General features: G+C 32.9%; 16 protein-coding genes. 13 read left to right on the forward strand and 3 right to left on the reverse strand.

What is annotated here, in order from left to right; translation table 11 throughout:
* Positions 1-158: 158 nt before the first annotated feature.
* Together HLK68_RS05920 and HLK68_RS05925 are read left to right on the forward strand one after the other, a co-directional pair.
* A complete protein-coding gene (locus tag HLK68_RS05920) occupies positions 159-1592 on the forward strand; it encodes a PTS transporter subunit EIIC (RefSeq protein ID WP_055165257.1) in 1434 nt (477 codons plus the stop codon).
* Between the two features lie 2 nt (positions 1593-1594).
* Positions 1595-3073, forward strand: coding sequence for a glycoside hydrolase family 32 protein (locus HLK68_RS05925; RefSeq protein WP_006784507.1), 1479 nt, complete (start codon positions 1595-1597; stop codon positions 3071-3073).
* 207 nt (positions 3074-3280) lie between these two features.
* Here HLK68_RS05925 and HLK68_RS05930 read toward each other — a convergent pair whose 3' ends face one another.
* Entirely contained in the window at positions 3281-3922 is a 642-nt protein-coding gene (locus tag HLK68_RS05930; protein ID WP_006784564.1) for an HAD family hydrolase, read from the reverse strand.
* Positions 3923-4308: 386 nt separating this feature from the next.
* Here HLK68_RS05930 and mgtE point away from each other — a divergent pair, with 386 nt between their 5' ends.
* The 4 genes from mgtE to HLK68_RS05950 all read left to right on the forward strand — a co-directional run bounded on the left by mgtE (position 4309) and on the right by HLK68_RS05950 (position 10280).
* Entirely contained in the window at positions 4309-5643 is a 1335-nt protein-coding gene (gene mgtE, locus HLK68_RS05935) for a magnesium transporter (protein ID WP_055165202.1), read from the forward strand.
* Positions 5644-5707: 64 nt separating this feature from the next.
* Positions 5708-6376, forward strand: coding sequence for a response regulator transcription factor (locus tag HLK68_RS05940; protein ID WP_006784562.1), 669 nt, complete (start codon positions 5708-5710; stop codon positions 6374-6376).
* Positions 6360-7766, forward strand: coding sequence for a sensor histidine kinase (locus HLK68_RS05945; RefSeq protein ID WP_230310396.1), 1407 nt, complete (start codon positions 6360-6362; stop codon positions 7764-7766). Before HLK68_RS05940 ends, HLK68_RS05945 begins: the two co-directional genes overlap by 17 nt.
* A gap of 327 nt (positions 7767-8093) precedes the next feature.
* A complete protein-coding gene (locus HLK68_RS05950) occupies positions 8094-10280 on the forward strand; it encodes a Tex family protein (protein WP_006784560.1) in 2187 nt (728 codons plus the stop codon).
* A 210-nt stretch (positions 10281-10490) separates the two neighbouring features.
* On the opposite strand, the gene HLK68_RS05955 is transcribed toward HLK68_RS05950, so the two are convergent.
* Complete coding sequence (locus HLK68_RS05955) at positions 10491-11153, reverse strand: DUF2726 domain-containing protein (protein WP_009606535.1); 663 nt, start codon at positions 11151-11153, stop codon at positions 10491-10493.
* Positions 11154-11321: 168 nt separating this feature from the next.
* Between HLK68_RS05955 and HLK68_RS05960 the strand changes: the two genes are divergently transcribed.
* The 6 genes from HLK68_RS05960 to HLK68_RS05985 all read left to right on the forward strand — a co-directional run bounded on the left by HLK68_RS05960 (position 11322) and on the right by HLK68_RS05985 (position 15291).
* Positions 11322-11465, forward strand: a complete 144-nt coding sequence (locus tag HLK68_RS05960) for a hypothetical protein (RefSeq protein ID WP_155061841.1) — start codon at positions 11322-11324, stop codon at positions 11463-11465.
* 144 nt (positions 11466-11609) lie between these two features.
* The gene (locus tag HLK68_RS14680) at positions 11610-12329 is read left to right on the forward strand and encodes a peptidylprolyl isomerase (RefSeq protein WP_006784558.1); all 720 of its coding nucleotides are present in this window, start codon (positions 11610-11612) and stop codon (positions 12327-12329) included.
* 68 nt (positions 12330-12397) lie between these two features.
* Positions 12398-12622, forward strand: coding sequence for an acyl carrier protein (gene acpP / locus HLK68_RS05970; protein ID WP_006784557.1), 225 nt, complete (start codon positions 12398-12400; stop codon positions 12620-12622).
* A 222-nt stretch (positions 12623-12844) separates the two neighbouring features.
* The gene (locus HLK68_RS05975; protein ID WP_006784556.1) at positions 12845-13291 is read left to right on the forward strand and encodes a MarR family winged helix-turn-helix transcriptional regulator; all 447 of its coding nucleotides are present in this window, start codon (positions 12845-12847) and stop codon (positions 13289-13291) included.
* Between the two features lie 99 nt (positions 13292-13390).
* On the forward strand, positions 13391-14365 hold the full coding sequence (locus HLK68_RS05980; RefSeq protein ID WP_132942689.1) for a D-alanyl-D-alanine carboxypeptidase family protein: 975 nt from the start codon (positions 13391-13393) through the stop codon (positions 14363-14365).
* A gap of 146 nt (positions 14366-14511) precedes the next feature.
* On the forward strand, positions 14512-15291 hold the full coding sequence (locus HLK68_RS05985; protein WP_006784554.1) for an alpha/beta hydrolase: 780 nt from the start codon (positions 14512-14514) through the stop codon (positions 15289-15291).
* 12 nt (positions 15292-15303) lie between these two features.
* Here the strand turns inward: HLK68_RS05985 and HLK68_RS05990 are convergent, their stop codons facing one another.
* A complete protein-coding gene (locus tag HLK68_RS05990; RefSeq protein WP_132942690.1) occupies positions 15304-15909 on the reverse strand; it encodes a class I SAM-dependent DNA methyltransferase in 606 nt (201 codons plus the stop codon).
* A gap of 271 nt (positions 15910-16180) precedes the next feature.
* Between HLK68_RS05990 and HLK68_RS05995 the strand changes: the two genes are divergently transcribed.
* On the forward strand, positions 16181-16846 hold the full coding sequence (locus tag HLK68_RS05995; RefSeq protein WP_006784552.1) for a TIGR01906 family membrane protein: 666 nt from the start codon (positions 16181-16183) through the stop codon (positions 16844-16846).
* Positions 16847-16928 lie beyond the last annotated feature (82 nt).

Below are 16928 nucleotides of genomic sequence, written 5' to 3' on the forward strand. Positions count from 1 at the left end.
GATAAAAAAGACAATCTAGTTTTTAAAACCTGATTGTCTTTTTTTTTTTTTTTTTTTTGTAAATGCTTACTGAAAGGGGTTGCTATATGGTAATTATTGTGTTATATTATTTTCGTAATCGGTGGAACCGGTTCCTATGGTGAGGGGAGAAATGAAATATGTCTAACAAAAAAGAAATTTATCAAAAAATTTCAGAAGAATTATTAACGTTAATTGGTGGAAAAGAAAACATACAAGGAGTAGCGCATTGTGCAACACGATTAAGAATTGTCTTAGTTGATAATTCATTAGCTGATTTAGATCAAATTGGGCAATTAGAATTAGTTAAAGGGGTCTTTGTGGCAGGAGATCAATTGCAAATTATTTTTGGCGCAGGAACAGTTAATAATGTTTATGATGTCTTTACAGAAGTTAGTGGAACAGAAAGAATGTCTTTAGGTGATGTTAAAGCTCAATCAGTACAGAAACAGAATGCATTTCAAAAAGCTATTAAATCGTTATCTGACGTTTTCGTAGATATCATTCCAGGTTTATTAGCTGCAGCCCTATTGATGGGATTGACAGGTTTACTTGGGCAAGAAGGAATTTTTGGTCCTCAATCTGTGATTGAGATGTTTCCATCTTTAGCTGGAATTAATCGCTTCATATCAATTTGTTCAACAGGAATCTTTACAATATTACCAATGTTAGTTGTTTATTCAGCAACAAGACGTTATGGTGGAACACCTGTTCTTGGATTAGTTATTGGAGCAATTATGTTACATCCTGATTTAGCAAATGCTTATTCTGTTGGAAATGGAACAGTTGATCCCGAAGTTATTAATATTTTTGGACTAAATGTAGAATTAGTTGCATTTCAAGGTGGGATTATCATTGCTTTAATGATGGGATTCATTACGGCTAAACTTGATATTTTCTTTAACAAAAAAATTCCAGATATGGTTAAATTATTCTTTGCACCATTAGCAACAGTAGTGATTGCAGCATTCTTATTATTTACAGTCATTGGTCCACTAGGACGTGCTCTAGCAGATATTATTACTTATTCATTATTATGGGCAACAACAAATTTAGGAATTTTTGGTTTCATGTTGTTTGCAGGAATTCAACAAATCATTGTTATTACTGGAATTCATCATGTTATCGGAGCAGTTGAGGCACAATTAATCGCAGATACTGGACGTAACTTTATTATGCCATTAATGTCAGTTGCTTTAATTGCACAAGGTGGAGCAGTTCTTGGATTCTTACTTTTAAATTGGAAAGATGCTAAAGTTAAACAAATTTGTATTTCTTCATTTGGGTCAATTTTATTTGGAATTTCTGAACCGGCTATTTTCGGAGTAACTTTAAAAAATAAATTCCCATTAATTGCAGGATGCTTAGGAGCAACTTTAGGGGGAGCATATGTTTATCTTACACATGTAACAGCTATTGGATTTGGTGCAACAGCTATTCCTGGAATTGCAATTGTAGCAGCTGAAGGAAATGGACATCTTAATTATATTTTTGCTCATTTAATTGCTTTATCAGCTGGATTTATCTTTACATATGTATATGGAAAAGTAAAAGTTAAAAGAGAGGTAGCTTAATTATGAGATACAAAGAGCCTAAACATCGAACAATTCTAGAAGCTACAACAGAAGAATTAGTTCAACTTCTAGAAAAGTCAAAAGATGATAATTGGAAACCAATTTATCATATTCATCCAGAGTTTGGTTTATTAAATGATCCAAATGGATTAGCATATTTTAATGGTTATTATCATCTTTTTCACCAATGGTATCCTTTTGGGACAACACATGGAATGAAACATTGGGCTCATTTGAAATCAAAAAACTTAGTTGAATGGACACGTGAAGAAGTAGCATTAATACCAACTGAAGATTATGAAGCTCATGGAGCATATTCAGGAACAGCTATAGAAATAAATAATCAGTTGTATTTGTATTACACTGGAAACATTAAATTAGATAAGTTTAATCGAAGCGCAAATCAGTGTTTAGCTATTATGGATGATAAGGGGAATATTCAAAAACATCCATCAAATGCGTTGATTGAAGGCGTTCCACAAGGGTATACCGGACATGTTCGTGATCCAAAAGTATTTAAAAAGAATGGTCAATATTATATGATTTTGGGAGCTCAACGATTAGATGAAACAGGAACCTTTATTATGTATCAATCCCCAGATGGAGTAGATTGGAGTTTTTTAGGAGAGTTAACGTTAAAAAACTTTAATCAGAATTTAGGGTATATGTGGGAATGTCCAGACTTTGCTGAGATTGACGGAAAGGATTTATTGATTTTTTCACCACAGGGAGTTGAAGTACAAGGTGAGAAGTATAAAAATTTATTTAATGTAACGTATGTAATTGGAAAGTTAGATTTAGATCAATTGATATTTGAAGTAGAATCATTTGATGAATTTGAGCGAGGATTTGATTTCTATGCGACTCAAACTTTTAAAGGAAAAGAAAATCAAACACTACTATTAGCCTGGGCAGGTTTAGGAGAATTTGAATATCCAACTGATATTTTTGGATGGGCTCATTGCTTAACATTCCCAAGAGAAATTAGAATCAAAGATAATAAGGTTATTCAAATTCCAGCAAAAGAACTTGAGTTATTACGTCTCAATAAAGTATCAGAAGCAGGTCAATGTCAAGGATTTTCTTTATTAGAAAATGATACAAATACATATGAGTTAAATATGATACTCACCCCAAATGATGCAAATATTTTTGGAATAAACCTATCAGTTTCAAAAGAGGAACGTCTGGTATTAGAGTTTAATCAGAAAAATCAAACCGTTACACTTGATCGAAGTGAATTAAAACATCAGTTTGTTGAAGAGTTTGGGACATATCGTCAAGCAGAATTAAAAATTGGTGAAAAGATTGAAATTAAAGTTTTAATGGATAATAGTATTGTTGAAATCTTTATTAACAATGGGGAGTTAGCCTTTACAAGCCGATTATTCCCATTAGAAAATTCAACTAATATAGAGATTTTTAGCGATGGATTAATGTCCTATAAGTATGAGAAGTATCTTTTAAAACATGGTATTTAATTTATTTACCATACATAAAAAAAGGTCTGTCAAAAATATGACAGACCTTTTTTTATGTATCATTTTTTGAAAACGTTTAACGAGTTTATAGGTACCATTAGCAAGACAAAATCTATCTTTTTAAGTATCTAGTTTTTGGTACTATAAAAAAGCAGTTGAGGCAGAGGTTTAATCAATTGATTACGTATTGATAAAGTGAGGTCACTTTTATTTTAGATGATCAATAACCTCTAATAATGATTCGACAATTTTAACTGTTTTATTGGCAAACTCTTCATCAGGATATTTCATATCTGGTACGCAGATAACATCTATATTTCCAGCGTGTGCTGCTGTAATGCCGGCTTCACTGTCTTCTAAAACTAACGCTTCCTGAGGAGTTATTCCTAATTTTTCACAGGCTGTTAAGAAAATTTCAGGATGAGGTTTTCCACAAGTCACTTCATCGCCACAAATCATATCATCAAAATATTGATAGATATTTGCTGTTTTTAAAATGATATCCGCACGAGCACGAGCACTACTGGTTGCTACAATTGTTTTATAGTTATTTTCTTTTAGAAACGTTAGTAATTCAACGATTCCTTTTTTTAATGGTGTGTTAAGTTTTAGGCGGTTATCTAATGAGACATGAACATCATCCCAGACCTCATCTATTGGGAAATCTTCTCCGTAGTGATCTATTAATACTTGATAAACGCCTTTTTTATTTTTTCCTAGGCAACGACGATAAAGTGTTTCGTCAAATTTATATCCTAATTGATCTAACTTATGACAATATTCTTCATAAGTCACTCTTTCACTATCAATCATTAATCCATCCATATCAAATATTATAGCTTTTTTCATATCTAATCCCTCATTCTAAATTTGATAAGTGGATTATAACAATGAATATGGCATAAAGCAATGTTATAAGGGAGATTATCTCTCATATCAAAAAAGCCCTACTAAGGGAGGAAAGCTACGAATTCGCAAGCTCATTTCCTAGCGTGGGGGCCCCCCATTTTTACGACTGGCTAAACGCTTGATTCAACTTTTTAATAAAACCACATAATTTCTCCATAGTGTTGTCATATAATATCGTGGGTTGTGAATGTACCTACTTTGCCGATGATATTGAAAGGATGTGAGGGTATGGACGGTAGTCCGAGTTGTTGTAAGGATAATAAGATGGGTTCCATATCTGACCATCTTATGAAGTGGAGGATATGGTAACCAAGGAGGATTGAGCCATGGTTATTGAAATTAAAGAGTTAATTGAAAGAAATAAGTTATTAGAGTTATGTGAGTATTTACAAGAATTGAATTCTGTTGATGTAGCGAATCAATTAATGGATCTTGAGGATGAAGAGTTGGTTTTAGTTTTTAGGGTTTTACCTAAGGATATTGCTGCAGAAGTTTTTTCTTATTTAGATAAAGATTCTCAACAACATATTGTGGGGTCGATTACAGATCGAGAAGTCACACAAATTGTGGATAAGTTATTTTTAGATGACACAGTTGATTTTATTGAGGAGTTACCTGCAAATGTTGTTAAAAAGGTGATTCGAAATACATCTCCTCAAAAACGTGAATTAATTAATCAGTTTTTACAGTATGCACAGTATTCAGCAGGATCAATTATGACGATTGAGTTTGTTGATTTAAAAGCGTATATGACTGTTAAAGAGGCAATTAATCATACTCGAAAAACTGGAACAACTAAGGAAACGTTAGAAACTTGTTTTATCATTGATCAAGCACGTCATCTTTTAGGATCGGTGACACTTAAAGATTTAATTTTAAGCGAAGATGATATGATAATTGAAGATATTATGGACACTAATCTTATCTCAGTTCAAACATCGGTTGATCAAGAAGAGGTTGCACATTTATTTAAGGCGTATGATTTAGTAACGATGCCCGTCGTGGATAAAGAAAACCGTCTAGTAGGAATGATTACGATTGATGATGTTGTGGATATCATTGAGCAAGAAAATACGGAAGATTTTCAAAAGATGGCAGCGATGGCACCAAACGAGGAACCTTATTTAAAAACTCCCGTTTTATCTTTAGCTAAACATCGTATTATTTGGTTATTAGTTTTAATGATTTCAGCAACGGTGACAGGACGTATCATTCAAGGGTTTGAGGAAGTCATTCAATCGGTTGTTATTTTAGCATCATTTATTCCAATGTTAATGGACACAGGGGGAAATGCTGGTTCTCAGTCTTCTACTTTAATTATTCGAGGATTAGCGCTTGGTGAAATTACGACTCATGATTATTTAAAAGTTATGTTTAAAGAGTTACGAGTAGGAAGTGTTGTGGCAATTGTTCTATCTGTTGTCAATTTTTTAAGAATTTATTTTATTGAGCATGTCGAGTTTATGGTCGGAATTACTGTTTGTGCAAGTTTGTTCTTTACGGTTATTTTAGCTAAAGTGGTGGGAAGTATTTTACCGATTATTGCTAAGAAGTTAAAATTTGATCCAGCTATTATGGCGAGTCCGTTGATTACAACGATTGTTGATGCCTTTGCATTAATTGTTTACTTTATGTTAGCTCGCACACTTTTAGGAATTTAATATGAAAAAGCCTACATTGTAGGCTTTTTCTGCTTATAATAAAAGAGAGATTGGAGTTGATGAGATGCGTATTTTAATGGTAGATGATGAAGTAAAGATTTGTGAATTTGTACAGGCGTGTTTAGATAATGAAGGGTATCAAACAGAGGTTGCTCATGATGGTAAAACAGCACTTAGTTTATTTCATCAGTATACCTATGATTTGATTCTGCTTGATCGAATGTTGCCTGATGTGAGTGGAGAAGAAATCTGTAAACAAATTAGACAACAGTCTGATATTCCAATTATAATGCTAACAGCCAAAATAGAAGATGAAGATCGAATTGAAGGTTTTCAATTAGGTTGTGATGATTATATTTGTAAGCCATTTAATATAATGGAGTTATTACTCCGAATAAAGGCTATTTTAAAACGAACGATAAAAAAAGATAATCAAGATTTAATTAAATTTGGAACAGATTTTGAACTAAATACTTTATCCCATCAGTTAAAGGTTAAAGGACAGGAGGTTCCTTTAACGAATACAGAGTATAAAATTTTATTGGCCCTTAGTTCACATCCTCAAAAAGTGTATACTCGAGAAGAATTACTGGCTTATGCAGTTGATGGATATGTTGAAAAATTTGATCGTGTGATTGATAGTCATATTAAAAATTTAAGGCATAAGATTGAGATAGATTCAATTATCTTAACCGTGTACGGAGTGGGGTATCGTTTTGGATTACAAAAGTAAAAGAATGCCTATTAATAAAAAAATGATTTTAATTTTTTCATTTGTCATGATTGTGACGATTATTATGATTCGGTTATTTGTTGCAACGCTTTTTCAACATTCATTTGAACGATATGTAGATGATTCGAATAAAGTAGAGTTATATCATTTAATGAATTTTGACGCTCGAGGGCTCTATCGAAATGATGAATGGGATATGGATTTTATTAAAAATTTAGGAATTGATGCGATTCAAAAAGGAATTGCGATTAAAGTATATGATCATTCGGGCAAGGAGCTTTGGAGTGTGTTTTCTGATGAGAAGGTGCTATCCGATTACACGTTAAATGAAATTAGTCAAAATATGCAAAACATTGACAGTGATTGGAGTAATGCACTCGAGGATTATCAAGTAGATATTTATAATGAGAGAGATGAAGTTGTCGGAAAACTAGATTTAACTCATTATGCTTCGACGTATTATATGAGTAATGATTTAGAGCTATTGAATACGGTTAATCAGGTGATTTTAATTATTGGTATTGTGTCAGTGGGCAGTATTGTTGTGGTTTCTGCGATGATTTCAAAATCTATTTCGATTCCTATCGTGAAGGTGTCCCGAATGGCGAAGTTGATTGAGACTGGCCAATATAAGAAGGAAGTGGAGACTCGTAGCGATATTAAGGAGATTGATGAGTTAATCACATCGATTAATAATTTGTCACTGGCTTTAGATGAGCAAGAAATGTTGAGGAAGCAACTGACGACTGATATTGCGCACGAGTTAAGAACGCCTTTAACGACGATAAAGGGGCATTTGGATGTGATGATTGCGGGAATTTGGGAACCGACGTCTGAGCGTTTGATGAGTATTAATGAGGAAGTCGTTAGGATTAGCCGGATGGTAGATGAACTACGCCATCTTTCAAAGTATGATAGCGAAAGGACAAAGCTTGAGTTATCTAAAATACGATTAGATGAGCTGTTAGTGTCTGTCATTTATAATTATCAAGTTCAAGCCTTTGAAAAAAACATCGAGATTCAATCGCAAATTGAACCAGTAGTGGCTTTAGTTGACGAGAAGAAATTTTCTCAAGTGTTAATCAATCTATTATCGAATGCCACTAAGTATACAAATGTAGGCGGAGTGATTACGGTGATGTGTCATTCTGATGAGCAACATATCTATATTAAAGTTGTGGATAATGGTATTGGAATTCCAGAGGTTGATTTGAAACATATCTTTGAACGATTTTATCGTGTGGATAAGTCAAGAAGTAAGGAAACGGGGGGCATTGGTGTTGGATTAACGATTGCGAAATCTATTGTAGAAGCTCACGGGGGATTGCTGAGTGTAAAAAGTGAAGTAGGGATTGGTAGTGAATTTATGATTCAATTAAAAATAATTTGATATTTTATATGATGTTATATCATAAATGTTTTAGATGAAAAAAGGTTGAGTCTTGATTGGACTCAACCTTTTAAAATGCATTATTTTACCAAAAGTAAAAGTAACATCGCGATAATTAAACAAGTAAAACCACCAATCATGGCTGTTGATTTTTTCATGTTAAAGATCCTCTCTGATTTGTATTTATACATAAATGTTTCAAAATAATAAGATAACTACTATGATATATTATTATAATTTTGATAAATATAGTAAAAAATTATCCAGAACATAACTATGAAATTTTTTTGTGCTAAAATAATACAGGTGATTAAAGGAGGGGCCAACATGGAACAGAATTTTATGAATGATTTATATAAGCAAATTGCGAAGCAATTAAACATTACAACGAATCAAATTAATGCGGTCTTAAAACTTTTAGAAGAGGGATCAACCGTTCCATTCATTGCTCGTTATCGTAAAGAGGTAACAGGAGCGCTAGATGAAGAGCAGATTCGTGAAATTTCTAAGACATATGAGTACGGTGTTAATTTACAACAGCGTAAAGATGATGTCATTCGTTTAATTGATGAAAAAGGGATGTTAACACCAGAGTTAAAAAATCAAATTTTAAAAGCAGAGAAATTAACTGAGATTGAAGACTTATATCGTCCATTTAAGGAGAAAAAGAAAACTCGTGCAACGATGGCAAAAGCAAAAGGTTTAGAGCCATTAGCACAGTATCTTTTAACTTATCCACAATCAGGAATTGAAGTTGAAGCAGCTAAATATGTGAATGAAGAAGTAGCATCTGTTGAAGAGGCTTTACAAGGAGCTCGCGATATTATCGCGGAGATGATTGCGGATAACGCAGATTATCGTAAATGGATTCGTGAATATACAACGAAAAATGGTGAAATTCAATCTAAGGTTCGTGATAAATCATTAGATGAGCGCCATGTTTATGAACAATATTATGAATACTCTGAACCTATCTCACGTATTGTTCCTCACCGTGTTCTGGCGATGAATCGTGGAGAGTCGGAGAAGATTTTACGTATTTCTATTACAGAGAACGCTGAAGGCGTATACACTTATTTATCAAAGCAATTTATTAAGGATGCATCAGGGGAAGCTGCCAATCAGGTGATGATGGCAATTGAGGATGCGTATAAACGTTTAATCAAACCTTCAATTGAGCGTGAGATTCGTGCTAGTTTAAAAGAGGTAGCAGAAAATCAAGCGATTCATATCTTCTCTGAGAATGTGCGTCAATTATTATTACAACCTCCTATGAAAGGAAAAGTTGTACTTGGAGTTGACCCTGCTTTCCGTACTGGATGTAAGTTAGCAGTTGTTGATGAGACTGGTAAAGTATTAGATATCGATGTGATTTATCCTCACGAAAAATCAAAAGGGTCAACTGCAGACCCTAAATTAGTAGCGGCGGCGCGTGCTAAGGTCATTGATAAAATCAATACTCATAAAGTAGAAATTGTGTCGATCGGTAATGGTACAGCTTCACGCGAAACAGAAAGTTTTATTGTTGATGTGTTAAAAGAAATTAAGCATCCAATTTATTATATTATTACGAATGAAGCAGGAGCTTCAGTTTATTCGGCATCAGATCTTGCGCGTCAAGAGTTCCCAGATTTACAGGTTGAGGAGCGTTCGGCTGTTTCGATTGCAAGACGTCTTCAAGACCCATTAGCAGAGCTGGTTAAGATTGATCCTAAGTCTATTGGGGTAGGTCAATATCAACATGACGTAACGCAATCTAAGTTGAATGATTCATTAAACTTCGTGGTTGAAACAACTGTTAACCAGGTAGGGGTAAACGTAAATACAGCGTCGCCTGCATTACTTAAATATGTAGCGGGTCTTTCTTCAACGATTGCCAATAATATCGTGAAGCACCGTGATGAAGTTGGAAAGTTCACAAAACGTGAAGAGTTAAAGAAAGTTGCACGCTTAGGAGCTAAAACTTATGAGCAAGCAATCGGATTTTTACGTATTATTGATGGGGTAAATCCGCTTGATAAAACGGGTATTCACCCTGAAAGTTACAAAGTTGCAGAAGAAGTTCTTGAAAGCTTAGGGTGCACAAAAGATGATTTAGGAACCGAAGGCTTAAAAGCAGCAGTTGCTAAAGCTGATCGCTTAAAATTAATGGCAACGCTTGGTGTTGGTGAACATACATTAAACGATATTTTAGATGCATTTGTTGCACCGAATCGTGATCCACGTGATGAGGTGGCAGCACCTTTATTACGTTCTGATGTGTTAAAACTTGAAGATTTAAAACCAGGAATGGAACTTCAAGGGACAGTTCGTAACGTTGTTGACTTCGGAGTATTTGTCGACTGTGGTGTAAAAGAAGATGGATTAGTTCACTTATCAAAAATGAAAAAAGGATTCGTTAAACATCCAATGGATGTTGCCTCAGTTGGGGACATCGTTAAAGTATGGGTAGAGTCAGTTGACTTAAATCGTAAACGATTAGCGTTAACTATGATCATGCCAGAAGCTAAATAAATTAAAAAGGAGCTAGCTAGCTCCTTTTTAATATTATGAATTATTTTTAATATACAACTTTAAACATTTTATGATTAGTATCAGAATATAAATAATCAATCCGTACATAACCAGTGGGATTAAAGATGAAATTGAAAATAGTAATTGATTGAAGATATTACCACCTGTAGTTTCTATAACTTCAACTTGCATTAGTTTAGTCTCCTTTTATTAATTATAGGGTTTAATTTCTTTACATTTTGGAAAGTTTGAACAACCATAAAACTTTTGTCCAATATGATTGCCTTTTTTAGTTTCACGTAAAGTCATAGGTATCTGGCATTTTGGACAGATTGGTACATAATCTTCGGAGGTAATACTAGCAATAATAGGATTAGTTTTCATTTGGGACTGTATTAAATCTGTTAATTCAGAAATTGCGTAGCTATTTTTGACGGGTATATGGAGAAGAGGGAGATTAGCCGCTTTAAAAACTTCATCAACAAATGCATCTCGTTGTACTCTATTTGATTGCTGATGACTTTTATCATCCAGTTCAATAGCTACCAATGGTTTCAGAGATACATTATCGCAAACTAAAAAGTCTACATGTTTTCGGTTAATTTTATTCCAATAGCTTTGTTTCATTTTAAAATCTTTTATATTAACAAAAAATAAATCTCCTAATGATACTTTAGACAAAATCTTAAATGGAAGCTCTTTAGTAGCAAGTGACAAGGATTTATAAAAATTAAGTTCTGCTGCTGATAAAAAATCATCCCGTAAAACATATGGAAATATATTTTCTATTTTTTTACTTTGTTTGTTATTCTGTTTTGGTAATAGTCCCAGTGCATTAAGAATACTTCCTAAACATCCAATATTTTCGCTCATTATTCATATCCTCTCTAGTGATTATCTCTCCCTAATTTTAACATTATTTTAAGATAATTGTTTTATTATGTGGTAAAAAATGTATGTTTAATACTAACAAGTAATCAAATAAAGTTATTTAGGAGTATATTTTTGGGTTGAACTGAATTATCCAAAGTTCAGGTAACGGTGAATAAGGAAGGTTTACCATCAGAGGAGATAGAGATAGGCCTCCCAACGCTGACTATTTTTGATTTGAATCTCCCTGCAGGAACAGATTATTTTGAAATGGAAGTCAGCTATTTTGATGAGTCAGGAACTGAGATTTTTTAGGATGGTAGATATAGAAAAAGGATTATCTGTGAATTTTTCGATAATCCTTTTGATTGTTAGGATTTAAAGTGTAGCTTTTCTTTACTAAATGGTAAATAAGTACTACAATTATGCTATATATGAAACCGAAAGGGTGTACAAAAAATGTCAAAAGTATTAGCTAAAGTTAAAAATTATGAAATCACTGAAGAAATGTTAAATGAAACAATCGATGCCTTACGCGCACAACAAAATATTAATTTAACAACTGAAGAACAAAAACAAGATTTATTAGATGAATTAGTTGCTCGTCAATTAGTTGTTGAAGATGCAATTGAGTCTGGATTAACTGAAACTGAAGAGTTCCAAAAATTATATCGCGAATTCATTTTCCAACACAGCATTGGACAAATGTTCAAAACAATTAATGTAACAGATGCTGAGTGTGAGGCTTACTATAATGAAAACCAAGATCAATTCAAAGAAGAAACAGTTCGCGCTGCTCATATCTTAGTAGATGAAGAAGCAAAAGCAGAGGATTTATTAAATCAAATTAATGAAGGTGCAGATTTCCATCAATTAGCAAGCGAACATTCAAGCTGTCCTTCTGGAGCTCGTGGAGGAGATTTAGGAGATTTCGGACGTGGACAAATGGTTCCTGAATTTGAACAAGCTGCATTCGCTTTAAATATTGGAGAAATTTCTGGGGTAGTTAAATCTCAGTTTGGATATCATTTAATTAAATTATTAGACAAAAAAGAAACAGTGCCATTTACTGATGTTTTACCACAAATTAAACAATACTTAGTGACGAAAAAACAAAATGAGATGTATAGTGCGTTTACTCAAGGTTTAAAATCTAAATATACGGTAGAAAAAGCCTAAAAAACTATTTACTTTGTAATTCAAACTAATTATAATAGTACTATAGTTAGATGAAGGAGGAAATCAAAATGGTATTTGATCGCGTTAAAGAAATTATTGTAGACGAATTAGGTGTAGATGCAGAAGCAGTAACTATTGATTCAACTTTAGAAGATTTAGGTGCTGACTCTTTAGATGCTGTTGAATTAATCATGGCATTAGAAGAAGAGTACGATTTAGAAATCGCTGAAGACGATGCTAAAGCAATGAAAAGCGTTAAAAACATCGTTGATTATATCGAAAGTAAACAATAATTTTTTAAATGAACTAGGAGATACTTTCTCCTAGTTTTTTACCGATTATACACAGCTAGTCATAAATCATTTAATTTCGCCCATTCTAATAATAGGTTACTATTTTTTGAAAATTTAAGCAATTTTGCTTTTAATAGATATGTACAAGAGGATTTTTTTGATCCCTGATATATAAGTCTAGATCATATTTCTATCAGCATATAGAAATGGGAGGTGTTATAGGTGGATCGCTCAAGAAAAGTTGTTAATGAATTATTAACAGATGTTTTTAATCAAATTTTAATTTTAGAGGAACGTAATTTACAAGAGCATGATGCAGTTGATGTAACGATGACGGAGATTCATGTCATTGAGGCGATTCGTAAATGTGAACCATCAACAATGGGGACCGTGTCTAAACGTTTAATGATTACAATGGGGACTTTGACAACATCGGTTAACCGATTAGTAGAAAAAGGTTATGTAACACGTAAACGTGATGTGAATGATCGTCGAGTGGTTTTACTAGATTTAACGGAAAAAGGTCAGAGTGTATTTGAAATTCATGAAGCCTTTCATGAAGACTTAGTAAATGCTGCTTTAAAAGACTTAGAGTTTCGAGAAGATTTAGTTCAATCATTAGAGAGTATCTATCGATTCTTCAAAAAATTACAAGAAAAACATCAATAAGATGTTTTTTGGCGAATTATTTAATAATTTTTTATTAAAATAACAAGGTATCAGCTCCGATTATATGGTTTAATAGTCGTATAAGGAGCTGATTTTTTTATGTCTAAATGGTTTAATTTAAAAAATATATCGATAGCAGCGATTACTTTATTAGGATTAGCACCAGTTGTCCAAGCAAGTCCCCTTAAAGAGGACGTTACCATAGAAAAACATTATCGTACTTTTTATATGCCTGATCGCGAGGATTTAATCTTTTCCCTGCATTACGGTTACGGATTTAAAAGTGATTATGTTTTAACAGATGATGATGTGAAGGTAGGGATTTATAGTTCCAATGCAATCTTGGTGGATTTAACGGCGAATGAGGTCCTTTATGAAAGAAATCCTGATGTTATAACATATCCAGCGTCTCTGACCAAAATGATGACAGTGTTAGTTGCGATTGAAAATATGCCAAATACGTCGATGGTTGTAGATGTTGATTTTAATAAGTTATATGAAGAAGGAGCCGCGCTTGCCGGATTTTCAAATGGACAAGTTGTGAGTGGCGACGATTTGTTATATGGAACGATGTTACCATCAGGTGCTGATGCAGCCCAAACATTAGCTAATTATGTAGCAGGTTCAGAAGAGGCCTTCGTTGAATTAATGAATCAAAAAGCAAGGGAACTTGGCATGACGAGCACTCACTTTACAAATGTAACAGGACTTCATGACGATAATCATTACTCAACGGTGCGAGATATGGCCGTATTAGTCAAGGCCGCGCTATATAACGATAAGTTTAGAGAAGTTTATTCTGCTAAATCTTATGTCACGAGTACAACGCCAATGTTAGTCTTTACGAGTCGAATGTTTGACCGTTTATCATCACCAACATTTGGTCGTGTTGAAATGTTAGGTGGAAAAACAGGTTATACGCATGAGGCGCAACTTTGTTTAGCGAGCTATGCAACAGATGGAAAACACGAATATGCCCTTGTGACAACGCACGCTGATGGAAGTGCCTATACCCCACAATATCACGTGCTTGATGCTGTTTATTTATATAATTATTTCTTAAATCAATTGTAATGGAGAATAAGATGAGTCGAAATATTTTCATTATTATGCTATTAATCTTTATCAACATTTTTTAAGTCAATAAAAATACCAAAATCCTGAATGAAAAAGATAAAAAATGGTAAAATATTGTTATGACTTAAGGAATAGGTGATAATATGGAATTAACGAAAAGAGTAGCCCATAAACCTTTTATACACGAGGTTCCACATGCTAAGGGTGTGGTTTTGTTTATTCATGGAATTTTGGAGGGGCCCTATCAATTTAGAGGGTTAGCTGATATCGCCAATCAAAATGGTTACTCAAGTTATGCTATTTTATTACCTGGACATGGTGATAGTGCTGAAAGATTTTCTCGTATTGAGAAACAAGTATGGCTAAATTATGTTGAACAGACGATTAGACGATTATCAAAAGATTATCAACAGATTATTATTGTTGGTCATTCGATGGGGTGTTTACTAGGCCTTTTAACTTCTTTACGTTATCCACAGATAAAAAAAGCTTTTTTAATTTCAACACCGTTAAAATTAAAATTAAGTTTTAGGGGATTAAGATGTAGTATAAAAGTAGCGCGCGGTAAAGTTGATGAAAAAGATATTTATACGACAGCTATTTATCGAGCTTGGAGTATTAAAAGAGCGAAACATCTTATTACCTATTTGAGATGGATTCCACGCTATTTAGATTTATTTTCGCTTGTTAGAGAAACAAATAAAAAATTAGGTGAGATTAAAATTCCATTAACTATTGTACATTGTAAAGATGATGAGTTTGTTAGTGATGAAAGTATAAATGTATTTAAACGTCATTTAACTTGTAAATATAATGTATTAGAGTTACCTAAATCAGGGCATTTTTACTTTACGGAAGATGAAAAAAGACAACTTAATAGCTATTTCGAAAAATTCATAACAAATAAAAAAGTGAGATCTTAAGATCTCACTTTTTTATTTTGTTGCATAGATACTAAATAAGCTATAAGGATGATTCATATCATCGACCATTTTATAACTAGAGTAAAATTTACGGCCACTAATATTTTGTAAAGAAGCAGCTTCTAAATACTCTTTCATTTCATTAATAGAGAAGCCGTGATGACCTTTAAAGGTTTCACTGTGATTGTGGAAAGTTCCATCGTCTGGTAATAAGTCCACGATGATTAATTTTCCGTTTGGTTTTAAATGACTTGCTAGAAGATTCACAGTAGATTGAACATCCTCAATATGATGTAAAACCATTGAAGTGTAGATAACGTCAAATTTAGTATCAGTTTCTAAATCCTTTAATTCACCACAATAAGTCTTCATATTTTTAAGATCAGACTCATTAATTTTTTGTTCAACTTCCTTAATCCTTCCTTCAGAATTATCGATTAGTAAGAATTGTGCTTTTTTATTTTTAAGATGAAAAGAAATGAGCCCTGTTCCGCAACCAAACTCCATCATTTCAAGAGGGCCACTTCCTAAATAACTCTCAATCTCAGCACTAATTGCTTCCGCGCGTTTAACTCTTAAGTCAGTATCCCAGTTTGGTGATAATGCATTGAAGTCCATATTCACAACCCCTTTCAGAGTGATTCATCATATTTGTTTTTTTAGCCTTAATGAATATTCTATCATATTTCTAACATTTTGACATGTCGATGAACGTAAAGATGACAGGGAATCATTTTCCATTATTCTACATCATCCGATGATGATTAGTCTTTTTAAGTACTAAATTTAACTTTTTAAGCAGATAACATTGCCACAATGAAGTTGAGCATTTATAATAGTAAAGTCTATAAAATCATGTTTAAAGAAGCTTCACAAGGGAGAAAGAAGTATGAACAAGCGTAAAAAGTTAAAACATAAGATTGTAGAGTATATAGGGGGATTGTGGTTTTTTCTAGCATTGATTTCAACTACTGTCTTAATTGTTTTAAACTGCACTTCTATTTATGGGTTTATTATTGATAAATATCGATTAACCTCGGTTACAGGACTTTCAAAAGATGCTCTAATGCTAAACTATAAAGAAATTGTTTCTTATTTACAGTGTTTTAGTTCAGAGTATTTGACACTTTCAGATTTTAAAATGAGTGAAAATGGAATGATTCATTTTGCGGATGTTAAAATCATTTTTCAATGGTTATATGTCATTGTTATCTTATTTATCATCGCATTAGCTATCTTTTTAGTGATTAAACATCACGACAAAGATAAAGCCGTATTATCTATGTTTAATAAAGGTGTTAATTTAACATTTATTGTATTTGGTTTGTTAATTGTTTCAATTATGGTGAACTTTTCAGCTACTTTTACGATGTTCCATAAAATCTTCTTTCGTAATGATTACTGGGTTTTTGATTATCGTACCGATCCAGTTATTTTAGCTCTACCAGAAGAACTATTCTTAATTTTAAGTGTTATGATTATTACACTTTTATTTGCTATTTGTATATTAATCAAAATTATTTACCGTAAAAGATTAAAAGCTGACTTGAGATAAAGGAATGAAGATGCTACATGGGTGGCATCTTTTTTATTTGGATTAGATAAGGAACAATTAAACTTCATTTTAGGACTGGGTG

This window comes from Turicibacter sanguinis, assembly GCF_013046825.1.
In the GTDB taxonomy this organism is placed as follows: Bacteria; Bacillota_I; Bacilli_A; order MOL361; family Turicibacteraceae; genus Turicibacter; species Turicibacter sanguinis.